The following is a 17,678-nucleotide window of genomic DNA, read 5'->3' as shown; positions in this document are numbered from 1 at the left end:
TGATCGGATAAAAAAAGCCCCCCGAAGGTTGATGTCCAACTTTCGGGGGGCCGTTCAGAAATGCACAGGGGTGTGCGGATACGGCGTGTTATGGGCCGGTTTGCTTAGTCAGCAAAAACGCGGGCAAAAATCGTATCGACATGCTTGGTGTGATACCCCAGATCAAACAGGGCTTCGAGCTTGTCATTGGGGATACGCGCAGTGACGTCTTCGTCGGTTTTGAGAAGCGACAGCAAGTCGCCTTCGCGGTTCCAGACCTTCATGGCGTTGCGCTGAACGATCCGGTAGGAATCTTCGCGTGAAACGCCATATTGGGTCAGGGTCAGCAACACGCGCTGCGAAAATACAAGCCCGCCCATCTGATTAAGGATTTCGTCCATCCGTTCCGGATAGATAACCAGATTTTCAACCACATTGGTCAAGCGCGTCAGGGCGAAATCCAGGGTTACGGTTGCATCGGGGCCAATATTGCGTTCAACCGATGAATGCGAAATATCGCGTTCATGCCACAGGGCAACGTTTTCCATCGCCGGAATCGCCATTGAACGGACCAGACGGGCAAGGCCGGTCAGGTTTTCGGTCAGAACCGGGTTACGTTTGTGCGGCATGGCCGACGAACCCTTTTGTCCCTTGGAGAAAAACTCTTCAACTTCGCGGACTTCGGTGCGCTGCAAATGGCGAATTTCGGTTGCCAGATGTTCGACCGACGATGCAATCACGCCAAGGGCCGCGAAATAGGCCGCGTGGCGGTCGCGCGGGATAACCTGGGTTGAAACCGGTTCGGGGGCAAGGCCCAGTTTGGCGGCAACATGTTCTTCAACACTGGGGTCGATATTGGCAAATGTACCAACCGCCCCCGAAATGGCGCAGGTCGCGATTTCGTCGCGGGCGGCCAGAAGGCGTTTTTTGTTGCGGCTAAATTCGGCATAGAAGGTGGCCAGTTTCAAACCAAAGGTTACCGGTTCGGCGTGGATACCATGCGAACGGCCCATACAGGCCACGTCTTTGGTTTCATAGGCGCGCTTTTTAAGGGCGGCCAGCAATTTGTCCATGTCTTCAAGCAGGATGTCGGTTGCCTGAACCAGTTGAACGTTAAAGCAGGTATCAAGTACGTCGGAACTGGTCATGCCCTGATGGACAAAACGGGCTTCTTCGCCCACCTGTTCGGAAAGCTCGGTCAGAAATGCAATAACGTCGTGTTTGACTTCGGCTTCAATGCCGTCGATACGATCAATCCGGTCCTGGCTATAGGGCTTGTTGCCTTTTTCCCAAACCAGTTTGGCGGATGCTGCCGGGATCACACCAAGTTCCGCCAGTTTGTCGGCGGCGTGGGCCTCGATTTCAAACCAGATGCGAAACTTGTTCGCCGGTTCCCAGATAGCGGTCATCTGTTGGCGGGAATAACGGGGGATCATGCAGGGTCTCCGGGCAAGGGGGTTCTGGTGCGGGGCCCTCGCGGCACGTGATCCGCACGCTTTGAGGCTCCGATAGAGGATTTCGCGGCTTTTATCAAGCTTGACGAGGAAAAAGGCACGTTTTTGTGTGCTGTTTGTACCGGGTTTGAGAATTTTGTGCTTTTTTGTTTTTTCTGAACCCGGTACCAATTGGCAAATTTTTGTATCTTGAAGCCGGTTTGGCCTGTTTTGTTCAAGATATGGGCAGCCTGAGTTCATTTTGGAAATGTCTATCGCAGAGTCTGTTGCAAGGGGCGGGATGTGACATCGATTGATCCGTTAGATATTGGCTGGCTGCTTGTTTCCTCTGCGGGACTGGCGCAGGCTGTGTCTTTGTTGTTCCTGCTTGCGGGCGAAGGGCGGCGTGCCTTTCGTGCCAATCGCTGGTTATGCGCTTTTACCTGTGCGGTTTCCCTCAGCTTTTTACAGAACGTGATTGATGTTCTGGCACCGGCAGAGTGGCGTCTTTATCTGTTTCCGCTGCTGGGTGTTGTCCCTTATTTCTATCTCCCTTTCGTTTATCTTTATTTCCGCGAATTGTGCGGTTTGCCCACACGGCGACCCTTTTGGCATTATGTTTTGCCATTGCTGATATTCACCGTATTGGTGGTTATGATTGTCATGATTTTCGAATGGTTCGGCGGGAAAATTGCTGCCGGGCAAACGAGTTTTGATGTCGATCCGTCAAGTGATCCGCAATTGATGCCTTTGGCTGTCCTGATGATTTTTTTCGCCGTTGCCCTGTATGTCCAGCTTGTTGTCTATCTGGTCTGGATCTGGCGTATGTCGTTGCATTACATGCGCAAACTCGGCGAGCAAATGGACGGGGAACAGCCCGGGATCAGGCGCTGGCTGGGAGAATTCCTGATCGGCATCACCCTGATTTTCATGATTTATACAGTCAGCGTTGTGATTGATATGGTGGATCAGGAAAGTGAATGGATTTCCATTGTCATCGAAGCGGGGTTTGTCGTTGTTTTTTTCCGTCTCGGGCATTTGCTTGCGGTTAATCCGACATTATTTGTCGCGGTTGAAAATGGGCCTGGCCGCAGCGATGATGCGGGCGGGAATAACATTGCGACAACCCTGGATAATGCCCCTGAACGTGACAAAAGCCGTATGGTCATGCCGGAAGACGAACTTGAGCGTATCCGGGTTAATCTTGACAAGCTGACACGCGAAACAGACCTGATGTTTGATCCGTTGCTGACCATGCCCAAAATGGCCAGTGCGGTTGGGGTGAAACCCAATCAGCTTTCATTTGCGTTGAACCGCCATATTGGCAAAAGCTTTTTTGATTACGTTAACGAGTTCCGCATCGATGAGGCAAAACGCCGTTTGGTGCAGGAACCGGACCGGACCATTCTCGATATTGCGATTGAGGTTGGCTTTAACTCTAAATCCACTTTTAACCTGGCCTTTAAAAAGATAACCGGCCTGACACCAAGCGCATACCGCCAGAAAAAACCATGATTTTCAGTTTCGCCGATAGTGTGAATGAACATTCGTTCGTATGAAATGCGGGTTTGACCGTTCGGGACTATAGACATGGACGCGCCGGTTTTTCCGATGCGGCACTATTCGCTTACCAATCAATTGTGGGGTAAGAGGATACATGTCGTTCAAATATACATCCAAGGTCCTGGCCTTTGGCGCCATTATTCTGGGGGCAAGCATTTGCACTTTTGCCATCCTGTTAACATTGACCGGTCTGGCCAGTGCCGCACCCGCGAAGCTTGACGCTGGTGGCATCGCACAGCAGCCAAATTTGCCGGTGCCTGATGTGTCGCAAATCCCGAATAATCAGGGCAGCAGCGATGAAAACCGTGATCCCTGGCTGGGGGGTGATTTCGAACTGGGCATTTTGGGCGGTGGTGCCACAAGCATTTACCGGGACGGTAAAAACGCCCGGGCATTTGTCCTGCCGGTGATTTCCTATGACGCCGAACGCCTGCATATCGGGCTTGACGAACTGCGCGTCACAGCCTGGAAAAACGATAAATTCAGCGTTTCGGCAATCGGGTCGTTGCGGACGAAACCGTTTGAAGCGGGTGATGGTCCCTATCTTGCGGGAATGAAAGACCGTGATACGGCGTTTGAAGCCGGTTTGTCCTTTACGGCCATGACGGGGCCGGGCGAAATTCAGGTATCATCGCTTTTTGATGTTAGCAGCGTTCATTATGGCCAGCAGGTTGACGTCAGTTACCAGCAATCCACCGAGATCGGCGCGGTAAACGTGGCCTGGGGCGGCGGGCTCACCTGGCAAAGCGAGGATTTGACCGATTATATGGTTGGCGTTCGTCGCAACGAGGTGCGTTCCGACCGTAAATTTTATGCGCCTGATGCCGCTTTCATTCCGCATCTTGATGTTGTCGTCAGCTATCCGCTCTATGAGCGGGTAACGCTGGTGGGGAATGCCGGTGTTCAATATCTGCCAGCGGCCTATCACGACAGTCCGATTGTCGATAAAGACTATCTTGTCAGTTTTGCCCTGGGGGCGCTCTATTCGTTCTGATTGTTGGCAATAATCGGCAAGATTGTTTGATATGGTCGGGCCGGACGGTTTTATCGTCCGGCCTTTTTGCCTGGGCACAGCATGTTTTGTGGTTCTGCCGGCGCAGGTGTGACGGTTGTGGTTGCTTATACGCAAGAATGGGATAGGGTAAAAATATAGCTTCTGGTGTTGCGCGTTGCCTGCTGGCACAGGAAAAATCGATATGAAATGTTCGGAACACGCGATCTCCGATCACAGCGGTGCCGACCGGCCCCCAAATAGCCCTGAGGCTGGCCAGTTGGCCAAGCTTGTTGATTTGGGCATTGCCCTTTCAGCCGAACATGACCGCAGCGCCCTGCATCAGCGTATTCTTCAGGCTGCACGTGGCTTTACCAATGCCGATGGCGGGTCGCTTTATCTTTTGAACGAGGACGAAAGCGAACTTCATTTTCGCATAATGGAAAATGACACCCTGCAACGCTATGTCGATGATGGTGATCAGCAGCAATATCCGTTTCCGCCTGTGCCGCTTTTTCGCGCCGATGGCAGCCCCAACCATGAAAATATTGCCAGCCATGTCGCATTAAGCGGTGAAAGCATCAATATCGCCGATGCCTATGCCGCCGGAGAATTCGATTTTTCCGGAACCCGGCGTTTTGATGCCGCAACCGGTTATCGGTCGCAGTCATTTTTGACAGTGCCACTGAAAAGTGCCCGGGGCAGGGTGCTGGGCGTTTTACAACTGATCAATGCGCGGCGTGACGATGGCACAGTCGTGCCGTTTGATCCCGCCATCGAACCGCTGATTACCGCCCTTGCCAGCCAGTCGGCGGTGGCATTGGAAAACCGGCGCCTGATGCAGTCCCAGCGCGACCTGATTGACAGTTTTGTCCACATTCTTGCCCAGGGTATCGATGCCAAATCGCCCCATACCGGCGCGCATTGCGAACGTGTGCCGGTGTTGGTTAAAATGCTGGCACAGGCCGCCGTCAATCAGGAAGAAGGCCCGTTTGGCGGGTTCCGCCTTAGCGATCAGGAGTTGTATGAGCTCGACCTTGCGGCCTGGTTGCATGACATCGGTAAAATCGTTACCCCGGAACATGTGGTGGAAAAAGCCACCAAACTTGAAACCATTTACAACCGTATTCACGAAATTCGCACCCGGTTCGAGGTGATGCTGCGCGATGCCGAGATCGACATGCTTCGTCGCCAACTGGCGGGCGACGACAAGACGCAGTGCCAGGCCGATTTTGACGCCCGCCGTAATGAATTGCACCAGCAGTTTGAACTGGTGGCGCAATGCAACATTGGCAGTGAAAATATCGATTTGAAGACCATCGTTGATATTCGGGACATTGCCACGCAGAACTGGCAGCGCAACTTCGACCGTACAGCGGGCCTTTCCTGGGCCGAAAGCAGCCGTATCAGCCCCGAAGAAGCCGCCATATTATCGCAACCCGGTCCCGAACCACTGTTATCAGACCGCCCCGATCAGGTTTATAGCCATATTAACAAGGGCGAGATTTATAACCTGTCGATTCCGCGGGGCACCCTGACACCCGAAGAACGCACCATCATTAACAACCATGTTGTTCTGACCCAGGATATGCTGGCGCAATTGCCGTTTCCGTCCGGTTTGCAAAATGTGCCTGTCATTGCCGGTAACCACCATGAAAAAATGGACGGGTCGGGGTATCCGTGTGGCCTGAAGGGTGATCAGATGGGGACGCTGGAAAAAATTCTGGTGATAGCCGATATCTTCGAGGCCTTGACAGCGGTTGATCGTCCCTACAAGAAACCCAAAATGCTGTCGGAATCTATTGATCTTCTGGGCACCATGCGCGATCAGGGCAAAATTGACAGCGACCTGTTCGAGCTGTTTTTGACCAGCGGTGCCTATCGCGATTATGGCGATACCTATTTGCGCCCCGATCAACGCGATGACGTTGATATCAAACGCTATATCCGTCGTTAACGGTCTTTGTTTTCCCAATGGCAACAGGGGGCCGCAGCATGGCGGCCCCTGTTGCTTTTGTACTTATAACCGCAATTTACATTTCATTGTGGAAATGGCAGGCGACCTGATGTTTGGGGCCTAAAAATTCGATTTTCGGCACATCGGTGGCGCATTTTTCCCGTGCAAACGGGCACCGGGTTCGAAAGACACAGCCCGAAGGCGGGTTGATCGGGCTGGGCAATTCTCCGGTCAGAACAATGCGTTCCTTGTTGCGCTCCAAGATCGGGTCGGGAATGGGAACGGCTGAAATCAGCGCCTTGGTATAGGGGTGTTTGGGGGCGTTATAGATGGTATCGCGGTCTGCAATCTCCATCACATTGCCCAGATACAGCACCAGAATACGATGGCTGATATGGCGCACCACCGACAGATCATGGCTGATAAACAGCAAAGCCAGGCCAAATTCGCGCTGCAATTCCTGCAACAAATTTACGATCTGCGCCTGAATCGATACATCAAGTGCCGAAACGGCTTCGTCACAGACAATCAGTTTGGGGCGTAAAATCATTGCCCGGGCAATGCCAATGCGCTGGCACTGCCCGCCGGAAAATTCATGGGCATAGCGGTTGATCATGTCGGGCAGAAGCCCGACACGTTCCATGATCTCGCGCACTTCGTCACGCACCTGGGCTTTGGTCAGTTCGGGGCGGTGCGTGATCAGCGGTTCGGAAATGATCTGGCCAATGGTCATGCGCGGGTCAAGGGAGGCTAGCGGGTCTTGAAAAATGATCTGAAGATCGGCGCGCAGGGCCTGCATTTGTTTGTGATGGATCGATGCCAGATCACGGCCCAGCCAAATGGCTTCGCCTGCACTGGGTTCGATCAGGCGTAAAATCGCCCGCCCCAGTGTCGATTTACCACAGCCGGATTCACCAACAACCCCCAGTGTTTCGCCAGCCTTGATCTGAAAGCTGACACCATCAACCGCCTTTAACGGCACCGTTTTTTTAAACAGAATGCCACCTGCGGGAACATCGAAATGCACCTTCAGGTCTTTGACATCCAAAAGCACGGGTTCAACTGTCATGCGGCAAGTCCCTTATTGTCGTCTCGATGGCACGCTTTGCTATGAGGTGCGTTTGCCGTGCTGTTTTCGGTTGGCCGGGGGCATGGCAGTTCGCTTAGGCAACGGTCAATGACGTGGGGGCAGCGCGGGGCAAAACTGCACCCGGCGGGCAGATGTTGCAGGTTGGGCGGTTGCCCGGGAATGGTGGTGAGTTTTTCGTCACTATTCACCACATCAAGGCGCGGGGAGGATGCCAGTAACCCGGCGGTATAGGGGTGTTGCGGGTTGGCAAACAATTCGTTGACCGGCGCGCTTTCAATAATCCGCCCGGCATACATCACCTGTACATGGTCGCAAATGCCCGCCACCACGCCCAGATCATGGGTGATCATGACAATGGCGGTGTTTAAATCGCGTTTCAGATCGCCCAGCAAATCAAGAATTTGCGCCTGTACCGTTACATCAAGGGCTGTTGTCGGTTCGTCGGCAATCAGCAATTCGGGTTCGCACAGCAAGGCCATCGCGATCATAACACGCTGGCGCATCCCGCCGGAAAATTCGTGCGGGTACATGTCAAACCGTTTGCGGGCTTCGGGGATACGCACCCGGTCGAGCATCGCAAGCGCACCGGCACGGGCGTCTTTTTCGCTCATGCCTTTGTGATGCACCAGCACTTCGGAAAGCTGTTTGGAAATCCGCATATAGGGGTTTAGCGACGTCATCGGGTCTTGAAAAATCATCGACATGCGCAATCCGCGCACCTTGTTTAACGCGGCGGTCGGCAGGCCGATCAATTCCTGCCCGGTCAGCTTGGCCGACCCGGAAGAATAGCCGTTTGATGCCAAAAGCCCCATGATCGATAGAAACGTCTGGCTTTTGCCCGACCCGCTTTCTCCGACAATCCCCAAGGCTTCGCCAGCCTTGACTGAAAAGCTGACATCATTGACGGCTTTGACATCGCCATCATGGGTTCTAAAGACCGTTGTCAGGCCCTGAACGTCAAGAATATTGCTCATGGCGTCATGCTCCTTTAGCGGTCGCGCGGGTCAAGCGCATCACGCAGACCATCGCCGATGAAGTTAAAACAAAACAGAATGGCGGCCAGAATTGTTGCCGGAAACAGCAACGTCCAGGGCGCACTTTCCATTTGCTGCGCACCTTCCGAAATCAGCACACCCAGGCTGGTCATCGGTTCCTGCACACCCAGCCCCAAAAAGGACAGAAAACTTTCAATCAGAATCACCTGCGGGATGGTCAGGGTGACATAAACAATCACCGGGCCCAGCGCATTGGGCACAATATGACGGCGGATGATGTTAAAGTTTGAAACACCCGATGCCCGTGCGGCCTCGACAAATTCGCGATTTTTGATCGATAGCGCCTGACCGCGCACAATGCGCGCCATTGTCAGCCATTCCACCGCCCCGATGGCAGCAAAGATCAGGTAAATATGGCGACCAAACACCACCATCAGCATGATGACGAAAAACATGAACGGCATCGAATACATGATGTCGACAATACGCATCATGATGCTGTCGGTGCGCCCGCCCATATAGCCCGAAATGGCCCCAAAGGTTACGCCAATCAGCAGCGAAACCGATGTGGCAACAATGCCGACCATCAACGATACCCGCACGCCATACATGGCGCGAACAAACAGATCGCGGCCATTGGTGTCAGTCCCAAACAGGAAACCGGCCTGAATATCGGGCGGGGCCTGGATATAATCCCAGTAAATTTCATCAAACGGATGCGGGTGTACCATTGGCACCAGAATGGCCGCCAGGGTGATGAAACACAGCAGGCCGACACTGAAAACGGCGGCCTTGTTGGCACGCAGGCGGCGAAAGGCATCTTCCCACAGCGAACGGCCTTTAACGTTTCCGCCTGCCAAGGCCAGATCAACGGCCTCGGCTGCGGAATCGGGGGTGGTTTTTGCAAACATTACTGCATCCTCACCTTGGGATCGAGCAGGCCATACACAAGGTCGACCAACAGATTGAACAGAATAATCAGCGTGCCATAGAAAATGACCACGCCCATCACCAGTGTGTAATCGCGGTTCAGCGCGCCCTGGACGAAATAACGCCCAATGCCGGGAATGGAGAAAATCTGTTCGATCACCACCGATCCGGTGATAACGGCGGCACTTGCCGGGCCAAGATACGAAACCACGGGTAAAATACCGGCTTTAAAGGCATGGCGGGTAATCATCACCCGTTCGGGCAGGCCCTTGGCCCGTGCGGTTCGCACAAAGTTTGACCGTAAAACCTCGATCATCGACCCCCGGGTAAGCCGCGCAATATAGGCAATTTGCGGCAGGGCAAGGGCGATAATCGGCAAAACAACCTGATCAAGTCCCTGTTCCCAGCCGCCCACAGGCAGCCAGCGCAAATAAACCCCGAAAACAAGGGTTAATAACGGCGCCATGACAAAGTTTGGAATGGTAATGCCGGTCATGGCGGTGGCCATGATCGCGTAATCCAGCTTTGAATTTTGTTTTAAGGCGGCGAGCGTTCCCAGCGTTGTGCCGATCATAAAAGCCAGAAATATGGCCGATCCGCCCAATGTCAGCGACACGGGAAAACCGCGAAAGATCAGTTCGGTCACACTAAAGTCGCGATACTGGAAAGACGGGCCAAAATCGCCCTGTATCACATCACCCAGATAGCGGCCATATTGCATCCATAACGGTTCATCAAGGTGATAAACAGCGTTCAGGTTGGCGGCAACTTCGGGCGGGACAGAACGTTCCTTGTCAAACGGTCCACCCGGTGCGGTGCGGATCAGAAAGAAAGACAAGGTAACAATGATAAAAAGCGTCGGGATCGCCCCGAGCAATCGTTTCAGCGTAAAGCCAAGCATATGGATATCCCCAAAGCCTGTCCGCCGCGCAAGGGGATAGCGCGGCGGACAATGCGTTCAGACTGTTGATCAACCGGTTATTTGTCGATCCACAGATACTGCGAACGAACATGGTCCATCACGTTGACATGGCCTTTGCCATCGGCATCCCAGCCTTTGACATAGGATTTGATCATGTGCTTGGTGACATAGTGATAGATCGGGGCAACAGCGTTGGCTTTTAAGAAGATTTCCTCGGCATTGCGCAGCAGTTCCATCCGTTTTTCAGAGTCCTGCTCGTTCGAGGCTTCTTTCATCAGCTTGTCAAATTCCGGGTCGGCAAACCCGGTATCGTTCAGGCCGGAATCAGACTTCCACAGCTCAAGGAAGGTGTTGGGGTCGTTGTAATCGCCGATCCAGCCCGCGCGGAAAACCTGGGTCTTTTCCTTGGCTTTACGGGTTTCAAGAAAGACCTTGAATTCTTCATTAACCAGATTGACCTGGGCACCAAAGACGCTTTTCCACATCGAGGCAATCGCGATGGCGATTTTCTTGTGGTTGTCATTGGTGTTGTAACGGATTTCGACAGTAACGGGGTTGTCCTTGGAATAGCCTGCTTCCTGATACAGCTTGTAGGCTTTTTCGTTCCGTTCCTTTTGGGTCATATCCTTGAAATCGGCGTAAACCGGTTTGTAACCGGTCATGCCGGGCACCACATAGGCATAAGCCGGAACTTCGCCTGCCGTGACGATTTTGTCCATCAGGATGTCGCGGTTGATCGCCAGCGAAAAGGCTTCGCGCAGCTTGGCATTGTCAAACGGCGGCTTGGTCATGTTAAAGCCGTAGTAATAAACGCCCAGATAGTTTGAAACGACGAATTCGTCGTTCATATTATCGCGAATCCATTTGATCTGGTCGTTCGGGACTTCATAGGTCCAGTCCAGTTCGCCAGCGCGGAAACGCTTCAGTTCTGCGGTGGTGCTTTCGGTCGGGTAATAAATAACCTTGTCGAGCTTGACGCTATCTGCATTCCAGTAACTGTCATTTTTGGAGAGAACAATGCGCGACTGCGGGTTCCATTCGTCGAGTTTGAAGGCCCCGTTGGTGACCGAATTGCCCGGGCGGGTCCACTGGTCGCCAAACTTTTCAACAGCAGCTTTATTTACCGGATAGCTGATGGAATGGGTCAGAAGGCCGAGGAAATAGGGGGTCGGACCCGCAAGACTAACTTCAAGGGTTTTGTCGTCAATCGCCTTGGCGCCGAGTTCTTTGGGCGCCATTTTGCCCGACGTAATGTCGTCGGCATTTTTGATCGGCGAGAGCAGGAATGAATATTCCGACCCGGTTTTCGGATCAACCGCACGCTGCCAGGCATACACAAAGTCACCGGCTGTAACAGGTTCGCCATTGGTCCATTTGGCATCATCGCGAATTTTAAAGGTGTAGGTCAGGCCATCTTTGCTGATTTTCCAGCTTTCGGCTTCACCAGGCACAATTTTACCGCTGGGCTCTTCGCCAACCAGACCTTCAAAAAGGTCGCGCAAAATGTGCGAGGCAGGAACGTCCTCGGAAATTTGCGGATCAAGGCTGCCCGGCTCGGCGCCATTGCCCCGGTTCAGGACCATTTCGGCCTGTGCCGCAACCGGCGAGAGTGCAGCTATGCTGCTTGCAAGAAGGCCAGTGCCGATAAGGAAAGCTCGTGACGAATTCAAAAAACCGTGCACGAGACCCCCTTTGGTCTTCGTGATGAATGACATTCAGTATGTCTCCCTTGTTTTTGTTTGATGCCCTGAAGCGGGAAGCATCCCCACTAATGCGTACGCGAAAATACTGATGATAAACATTGTTTCCTGCAAGCGGCAATTCCATAAATCCGAAACAATTGGAAAAATTTTGCGCAAATGCAGGGTGTTATTGGCAATTATTGCTATTAAACGGGAGTTAACCGGCCTTTGGTTGCGCGAAAGGTGGTTCGGGATGTTGTTGCTAAAATCGGTCAAACCATTGATGGACAAGGACTGGTAAAGCGGGAGAGCGATATTGTCTCAAACCGTGCAGACGATTGATCGTGCTATGAATTTTTCGGATATCAGGGTTGCGTGTACCATGTTTGGACGTGTTGCCTAAAAGCGGGTTTGGGAAGTAATTTTCACAATTTCAGGGCATTGTTTTTTTTTAAGTATTTGAAAATAAAAAATATGTCTCGCTGGGACCTGGCAAGTTCGTGGTTGTTGGCGCGCATCTGTTTTCCGCAGTCTCATTTTTTGCGACTCGCATATTTAAAACCGCTTTTTTGGCAAGAGATTTTGGTCACATCTTGCCGAAATACGGTCGATGAAAAGCGGTGACATCGCGAATTTGCGCGCAATTTTATGTGTTGAATCTTCGCCCGAAAACATGCGCAATACTCCTGCGACATAAAAATCGAAAAACAGGGGGCGGGGACTTCCAAATGAGCCAAAAGGACCACAGCCATGTTTGGCGCGACCTTTCGACCGACTGGCTGACATGGGCGGACCGGCTTGCACCACAGGCAGGGAAAATCAACACTCATCTGATCGATGCATTGCAATTGCCAGGTCTGTCATCCGTCCATAAGGACCGGGGCCTGCGGGTGCTCGATCTGGCATCTGGTGTGGGCGAACCTGCCTTTGGTATTGCAAAGATGTTGGCCGCCGATGTTTCAGGCGAAAGGCCGGATATAGATAGCCCGGTGAAATCGGCATCCGAAACCGGCTTGCGGGGCCATGTTGTGGCCTCTGATATTGTGCCGGGCATGTGTGATGGTTTGGCTGCGCGTGCGCAGGCTGAAGGCATTGGCAATCTTGATGTGGTTGTTGCCGATATGGCGGCATTGCCTTTTGGTGCCCAAACGTTTGACGCCATATCTTGCCGGTTTGGCATCATGTTTTGCCAAAACCCTGATCAGGCTCTTGGTGAAACTTATCGTGTTTTGGCACCTGCCGGGCGGGCGGCCTTTATGTTGTGGGCGCCGATGGCCCATAACCCGCTATTTGTCGCCATGGAGGCGGTTTTGCGCGCTGAAATCGGCATTGGCTTTGACGGGGCGGGGTTAAACCTGTTTGGTTTTGCCGATCCGCAATCATCCATCGCGCGGATGAAGAAAGCCGGGTTTACCGATATATCTCTGGCCACCCATGCGCCGGTTGGGCGGATTCCCGCGAAAGCGGCATTTTGGCGTCCGCAGATGGAAATGTTATTTGGCCCGTATCTTAGAAATGCCGGTGCAAACAAAAGTTTTGCCATCGACGCGGCCATGGGGGCGGAATTGTCGCAACATATTGAAGATGCACATTTTCGCGTGCCAATGTGCTTTCATATCCTATCCGGTTGTAGGGGGAGCTAACCTTTAAGAGGTCAAAAAACCTTGCCTTTTTTTGCTGCACATGCGAGACGCAAGACTTGGCGATCCCTGATGCAGGACAGTTTTGTCGGCATTTTCGGGTCCCCCTGTCGTAGCACCAGGTAAAAAACACGCAAAGGTTCAAGACCATGAAAACCCTCGTCGTCTGTTCAGGCGGGCTGGATTCTGTGACATTGGCGCACAAGGTTGCGCGTGAGCACAGTTTACATGCCCTGATTTCCTTTGATTATGGTCAGCGCCATAAAAAGGAACTCGATTTTGCCGCAAATACCGCCAAAGAACTGGGCGTTCGGCATCATATCGTTGATTTAACATCCGCCGGTGCCCTTTTGACCGGGTCTTCGTTGACCAGCGATGATGTTGCCGTGCCCGATGGTCACTATGCCGAAGAAACCATGCGCATTACCGTGGTTCCCAATCGCAATGCGATTATGATGGCGGTGGCGTTTGGGGCCGCAGCCAGTGCTGGTGCAGACCGGGTTGCCGCTGCCATGCATGGCGGTGATCATTTTATTTACCCGGACTGCCGCCCCGATTTTATCAACGCCTTTCAAAAAATGCAGAACCACGCATTGGAAGGTGTCGCGCAAGTCACCCTGTATACGCCTTATATCAATGCCACCAAGGCCGATATCGCCGCCGAAGCCGGACGGCTAGGGGTGCCGATTGACCGGACATGGTCGTGTTACAAAGGCGAAGACGTGCATTGCGGGCGCTGTGGGACCTGTGTTGAACGTCGCGAAGCCCTGGAACTGGCACGTGTGCCCGATCCGACGGTTTATACCGACCGTGAATACTGGAAACAGGCCCGCGCCGAACATGCCATACGCAAAATGGCGGCAGAAGCGATCCAGGATTAACCGTTTTCGTGCGATCTGCCTGGACCTGCGCACGCATATATGCGCCCTTCAGCCCGGATCGCGCCGCATAACAGAGCCGATAATATGTATAGAATCACCAAACAGTTTGCCTTTTCGGCCTCGCATGTTTTAGGCGGGCTTTCGTCCGATCATCCCTGTTCGCGTTTGCATGGCCATAATTATATTGTCGAGATAGAGCTTTGTGCTGCAAGCCTTGATAGCCGCGGGTTTGTGCGCGATTACCGTGAACTGGGCCCGCTTAAACACCTGATCGATGATGAATTTGATCATCGCCATCTGAATGATGTGCTGGGCCACGATCATGCGACGGCAGAAAATCTGGCAAAGTTCTTTTATGACTGGGCCCGGGTTCGCTGGGATGAAGTTTCGGCGGTGCGGGTTTCCGAAACCCCGAAAACCTGGGCTGAATACCGCCCATGACCGGTGATGTTGCTTGCTTGACCTGCTCTGATCAAACCGGTTCCACGGCGCAAACAGCACGGGATGATGTGCAATCGGTGCGCCGGACGGGCAAAATTCGCATATCCGAAATTTTCGGGCCTACCGTGCAGGGCGAAGGGGCACTGTTGGGCATGCCGACCGTGTTTGTCCGTACCGGCGGCTGCGATTTTCGCTGTTCGTGGTGTGATACCCTGTATGCGGTTGACCCGGCTTTTCGCGCCGACTGGCTGCCGATGGACGCCGAGGCGATTTTGGCCCGGGTTAAACAACTGTCACATCATCAACCCATCCTGATCACGCTTTCGGGCGGTAATCCTGCAATCCAGCCGCTTGAACCGTTAATCGATCTTGGAAAGCCACAAGGTTTTACCTTTGCCATCGAAACCCAGGGCAGCATTGCCCGCCAATGGTTTGCCAAACTGGACCACCTGACCCTAAGCCCCAAGCCCCCCTCAAGTGGCACGGTTTTTAATGCGGATGATCTGGCGGCCTGTATAGATGCTGCCCGCAAAGGGGGGCCGTTTGCGCCCGCCATAACCTTGAAATTTCCGGTGGCCGATGAAAACGATCTGGCATTTGCCGATCAGGTGCGCCGGATGCACCGTGATATTCCCTGTTACCTGCAACCGGTTAACGCCACCCCGGCAGCCCCGCACCCTGATGGTGCCAACGGGGTTGATCTTGATGCCCTGACCGAAAAATATCGCTGGCTGGTGGATCAGGTGTCGCAAAGGGGCTGGTTTGACGTGCGTGTTATGCCACAATGGCATGTCCATGTCTGGGGCAATTTGCGCGGCGTTTAAGGGCATTTGATCCGGTTTTGCACAGGCCTTATACCTTGTTTGCGGGCGCATTTTCCGCTCTATACCTCGTTAAACTTTCCCTCAACGACAGAGCTTTTTGACATGATCATTCTGCGTCAGGAAACCCCTGATCAACCCGATATTGCTGCCTTGTTTAAACAGGCCGATGTGCGGTCGGCTTCTCTTTATGGCGACCATGAGCGGTCCGGGGTCAGTGCGGCACAGCTGATTGCGCAGGATGTGCGCTTTTTTGTCGCCCGTCCTGAAATCAGCGGTCAGGCTGTGGGATGTGGGGGCTATGTACCGATGCCTGAAATCACCGATGGCGTATTTATCGCATCCTCACCGGTGACAAAGCCCGGCATTTGCCTGGAAATCAAACGGCTGTTTGTTGATCCGGCGGCAAGACGGCAGGGTATTGCCCAAAAGATTATGCGTTATATCGAGCAGGACGCACGCGAACGCGGATATGTTGGCATTTATCTTGAAACCGGTATCAAATCGGATGCGGCGATTTTGCTGTATCAGGCGCTTGGTTTTGCGCGCTGTCTGCCTTTTGGCCCGTATCAGAACGATGTTCAGAGTGTTTTCATGGCAAAATCAGTGCATTGAAACGGTGCCGATACCGCCTGCACCCAACCCTGTTTCGCCAAATTGCGATAAACAGAGGCTGCCCCAAAAAGATCATGATTTGCCTCAATCGCACAGACCTGCGGGTTTTGACGTGGTTTTTGGGTGAAAAACCACAAGTTGTATCCTGCGCCTTCTTTAACACGGAACAACAAACGAGACCTGACGTTGTAAATGCTGTGTGGAAAATTCAAAGTAATCTCAAGATCAAGGATCAGGAGAAAATCATGTCTACTTTCTGGAAACGTGTTTTTGCTTTGGCAATCATTGCCGGTTTTGGCATGGGCCTGGCTGCTTGTGAAACCGCCGATGGTTTTGGCAAGGATGTCGAAAAACTCGGTGACAATATTCAGGATACCGCCAACTGATCCTTCGGGCACAGGCTTGCAAGGGATTGGCGTGATGGCGGACGACGGGCATAAAATTCAAACGTAAATCACGAGCAAACTGCCTTGTCCGCCTGAAAATATCATAACAACAGGAGAATAATGATGCTTGGTTGGGCAATTTTCTGTCTTGTCTTGGCATTGCTGGCCGCCGTTCTTGGTTTTGGCGGGCTTGCCGGGACATTTGTCGGGATTGCAAAGATTCTGTTCTTTGTGTTTATCGTCTTGTTTGTGGTGTCGTTGCTGGTCAACGCTTTGCGGGGGCGTAGCCCGCCGCTATAGGCTGGCAAAAAAGCATCGGCGATCATATTGATCACCGACAACATAAAAAACGGGGTCCCTTGCGGGGCCCGTTTTTTTGGCATGGTGCGCCAATGCGGTCGCCCTGGAAAGCCGATGTGACAGCCGCGCCAGTTTCAAGGGCATGACAGGCATCGGGGTGTGCGGCAGGGTTGATCTTTCCCGTCTGATCACGCGGTTGTTTGTTGCCAAGGGAGACGAGCCGTGTTGCGTGCTACCTGTTTGTCACTTTTGAGGGTGAGTCGCGCTGCAAATTTTGTATCGCGACGTCAGGGTTTCGGTATATTTTGCCTGTTTATCAAAGATGACTTTTCGCCTGACCCGGCCAGATATGGCGTTGGTCGGGACGAAATTGTTTTGCGTTGATGGTCGTTTGACGAAAGCAGGAGAAGACGGGCGATGGAAAGACGGATCCGCAATGCTGTGGCGATTCTGTTGATGGTGGCATTTGGTGTGGCGCTGGCGGGGTGTGAAACCGCCGACGGGTTTGGCAAGGATCTGGAAAAACTGGGCCAGAAAATACAAGACAAAGCGAATTAAGGCATTACGTGGTGTGCCGATTGGGCATTCGTTGACCGGTTTGTTTCCCAAAAGGGGGCTGTTGTGATTACCTGCTATCTGAAATACGTTATTGATATGCATAAAATTCCCGAATTCGAGGATTATGCCCGTCGCTGGATTCCCATTGTTAACCGCATGGGCGGCGATCATCATGGCTATTTTCTGCCCCACGAAGGGGCCAGCAACATCGCCTATGCGCTGTTTAGCTTTCCTAGTCTTGCTGCCTATGAAGACTATCGTACTCAAATGGCCGATGATGCCGAATGTATGGCAACGCTGGCGCTCGAACAGCGGAACCGCAGCATCATCAGCTATGAACGCAGTTTCATGCGCCCGGTTCTTGAGTAACGAATGACTGCTGGCCGTGTTCTGACGACGTTGCGGCCATCGATTAAAGGCAGAAATCGTGACTTTAACACGAAAAGCCTTCCCCCGACTGGACAGCGCAGGGCCGAGCCGTTAAATAGGCAGTC

18 protein-coding genes are annotated in these 17,678 nt (G+C 52.9%); 12 read left to right on the top strand and 6 right to left on the bottom strand.

Annotated elements, in window-relative coordinates:
* Window positions 1-104 precede the first annotated feature (104 nt).
* Entirely contained in the window at window positions 105-1,415 is a 1,311-nt protein-coding gene (gene purB, locus AAC086_RS15010; protein ID WP_339779775.1) for an adenylosuccinate lyase, read from the bottom strand.
* Between the two features lie 300 nt (window positions 1,416-1,715).
* On the opposite strand from purB, the gene AAC086_RS15005 reads away from it, so the two are divergent.
* The 3 genes from AAC086_RS15005 to AAC086_RS14995 all read left to right on the top strand — a co-directional run bounded on the left by AAC086_RS15005 (window position 1,716) and on the right by AAC086_RS14995 (window position 5,923).
* Complete coding sequence (locus AAC086_RS15005) at window positions 1,716-2,927, top strand: helix-turn-helix domain-containing protein (RefSeq protein WP_339779773.1); 1,212 nt, start codon at window positions 1,716-1,718, stop codon at window positions 2,925-2,927.
* A 142-nt stretch (window positions 2,928-3,069) separates the two neighbouring features.
* A complete protein-coding gene (locus AAC086_RS15000; protein WP_339779772.1) occupies window positions 3,070-3,969 on the top strand; it encodes a MipA/OmpV family protein in 900 nt (299 codons plus the stop codon).
* A gap of 202 nt (window positions 3,970-4,171) precedes the next feature.
* The gene (locus tag AAC086_RS14995; RefSeq protein ID WP_339779770.1) at window positions 4,172-5,923 is read left to right on the top strand and encodes an HD domain-containing phosphohydrolase; all 1,752 of its coding nucleotides are present in this window, start codon (window positions 4,172-4,174) and stop codon (window positions 5,921-5,923) included.
* Between the two features lie 76 nt (window positions 5,924-5,999).
* Here AAC086_RS14995 and AAC086_RS14990 read toward each other — a convergent pair whose 3' ends face one another.
* The 5 genes from AAC086_RS14990 to AAC086_RS14970 all read right to left on the bottom strand — a co-directional run bounded on the left by AAC086_RS14990 (window position 6,000) and on the right by AAC086_RS14970 (window position 11,542).
* Window positions 6,000-6,992: an oligopeptide/dipeptide ABC transporter ATP-binding protein gene (locus AAC086_RS14990; protein WP_339779769.1), complete on the bottom strand. Its 993-nt coding sequence runs from the start codon at window positions 6,990-6,992 to the stop codon at window positions 6,000-6,002.
* Window positions 6,989-7,987: an oligopeptide/dipeptide ABC transporter ATP-binding protein gene (locus AAC086_RS14985; RefSeq protein WP_339779767.1), complete on the bottom strand. Its 999-nt coding sequence runs from the start codon at window positions 7,985-7,987 to the stop codon at window positions 6,989-6,991. Before AAC086_RS14985 ends, AAC086_RS14990 begins: the two co-directional genes overlap by 4 nt.
* Window positions 7,988-8,001: 14 nt before the next feature.
* Window positions 8,002-8,919, bottom strand: coding sequence for an ABC transporter permease subunit (locus AAC086_RS14980; protein ID WP_339779765.1), 918 nt, complete (start codon window positions 8,917-8,919; stop codon window positions 8,002-8,004).
* Entirely contained in the window at window positions 8,919-9,839 is a 921-nt protein-coding gene (gene oppB, locus AAC086_RS14975) for an oligopeptide ABC transporter permease OppB (protein WP_339779763.1), read from the bottom strand. Before oppB ends, AAC086_RS14980 begins: the two co-directional genes overlap by 1 nt.
* Window positions 9,840-9,916: 77 nt before the next feature.
* Window positions 9,917-11,542: a peptide ABC transporter substrate-binding protein gene (locus tag AAC086_RS14970; RefSeq protein ID WP_339779761.1), complete on the bottom strand. Its 1,626-nt coding sequence runs from the start codon at window positions 11,540-11,542 to the stop codon at window positions 9,917-9,919.
* Between the two features lie 728 nt (window positions 11,543-12,270).
* Here AAC086_RS14970 and AAC086_RS14965 point away from each other — a divergent pair.
* From AAC086_RS14965 to AAC086_RS14925, 9 genes are all read left to right on the top strand, one after another.
* Window positions 12,271-13,185 carry a methyltransferase domain-containing protein gene (locus AAC086_RS14965; protein ID WP_339779759.1) on the top strand — a complete coding sequence of 305 codons (915 nt, stop codon included), beginning with the start codon at window positions 12,271-12,273 and terminating at the stop codon, window positions 13,183-13,185.
* Between the two features lie 146 nt (window positions 13,186-13,331).
* The gene (gene queC / locus AAC086_RS14960; protein ID WP_339779757.1) at window positions 13,332-14,063 is read left to right on the top strand and encodes a 7-cyano-7-deazaguanine synthase QueC; all 732 of its coding nucleotides are present in this window, start codon (window positions 13,332-13,334) and stop codon (window positions 14,061-14,063) included.
* 84 nt (window positions 14,064-14,147) lie between these two features.
* The gene (queD, locus tag AAC086_RS14955; protein ID WP_339779755.1) at window positions 14,148-14,504 is read left to right on the top strand and encodes a 6-carboxytetrahydropterin synthase QueD; all 357 of its coding nucleotides are present in this window, start codon (window positions 14,148-14,150) and stop codon (window positions 14,502-14,504) included.
* Window positions 14,505-14,521: 17 nt separating this feature from the next.
* Window positions 14,522-15,328, top strand: coding sequence for a 7-carboxy-7-deazaguanine synthase QueE (queE, locus tag AAC086_RS14950; protein WP_339779753.1), 807 nt, complete (start codon window positions 14,522-14,524; stop codon window positions 15,326-15,328).
* Window positions 15,329-15,430: 102 nt separating this feature from the next.
* On the top strand, window positions 15,431-15,940 hold the full coding sequence (locus AAC086_RS14945) for a GNAT family N-acetyltransferase (protein WP_339779751.1): 510 nt from the start codon (window positions 15,431-15,433) through the stop codon (window positions 15,938-15,940).
* A 245-nt stretch (window positions 15,941-16,185) separates the two neighbouring features.
* Window positions 16,186-16,326 carry an entericidin A/B family lipoprotein gene (locus tag AAC086_RS14940; protein WP_339779750.1) on the top strand — a complete coding sequence of 47 codons (141 nt, stop codon included), beginning with the start codon at window positions 16,186-16,188 and terminating at the stop codon, window positions 16,324-16,326.
* Between the two features lie 123 nt (window positions 16,327-16,449).
* Complete coding sequence (locus AAC086_RS14935) at window positions 16,450-16,626, top strand: DUF1328 family protein (protein WP_339779842.1); 177 nt, start codon at window positions 16,450-16,452, stop codon at window positions 16,624-16,626.
* Between the two features lie 417 nt (window positions 16,627-17,043).
* Window positions 17,044-17,184 carry an entericidin A/B family lipoprotein gene (locus tag AAC086_RS14930; protein ID WP_339779748.1) on the top strand — a complete coding sequence of 47 codons (141 nt, stop codon included), beginning with the start codon at window positions 17,044-17,046 and terminating at the stop codon, window positions 17,182-17,184.
* Between the two features lie 63 nt (window positions 17,185-17,247).
* Window positions 17,248-17,553, top strand: coding sequence for an NIPSNAP family protein (locus AAC086_RS14925; protein WP_339779747.1), 306 nt, complete (start codon window positions 17,248-17,250; stop codon window positions 17,551-17,553).
* The last annotated feature ends 125 nt before the right edge of the window (window positions 17,554-17,678 follow it).

It is taken from the genome of uncultured Thalassospira sp. (assembly GCF_963976115.1).
Taxonomy (GTDB): Bacteria; Pseudomonadota; Alphaproteobacteria; order Rhodospirillales; family Thalassospiraceae; genus Thalassospira.
The sequence above is the reverse complement of the archived record's forward strand: the minus strand, read 5'-3'. Positions and strand labels throughout refer to the sequence as shown.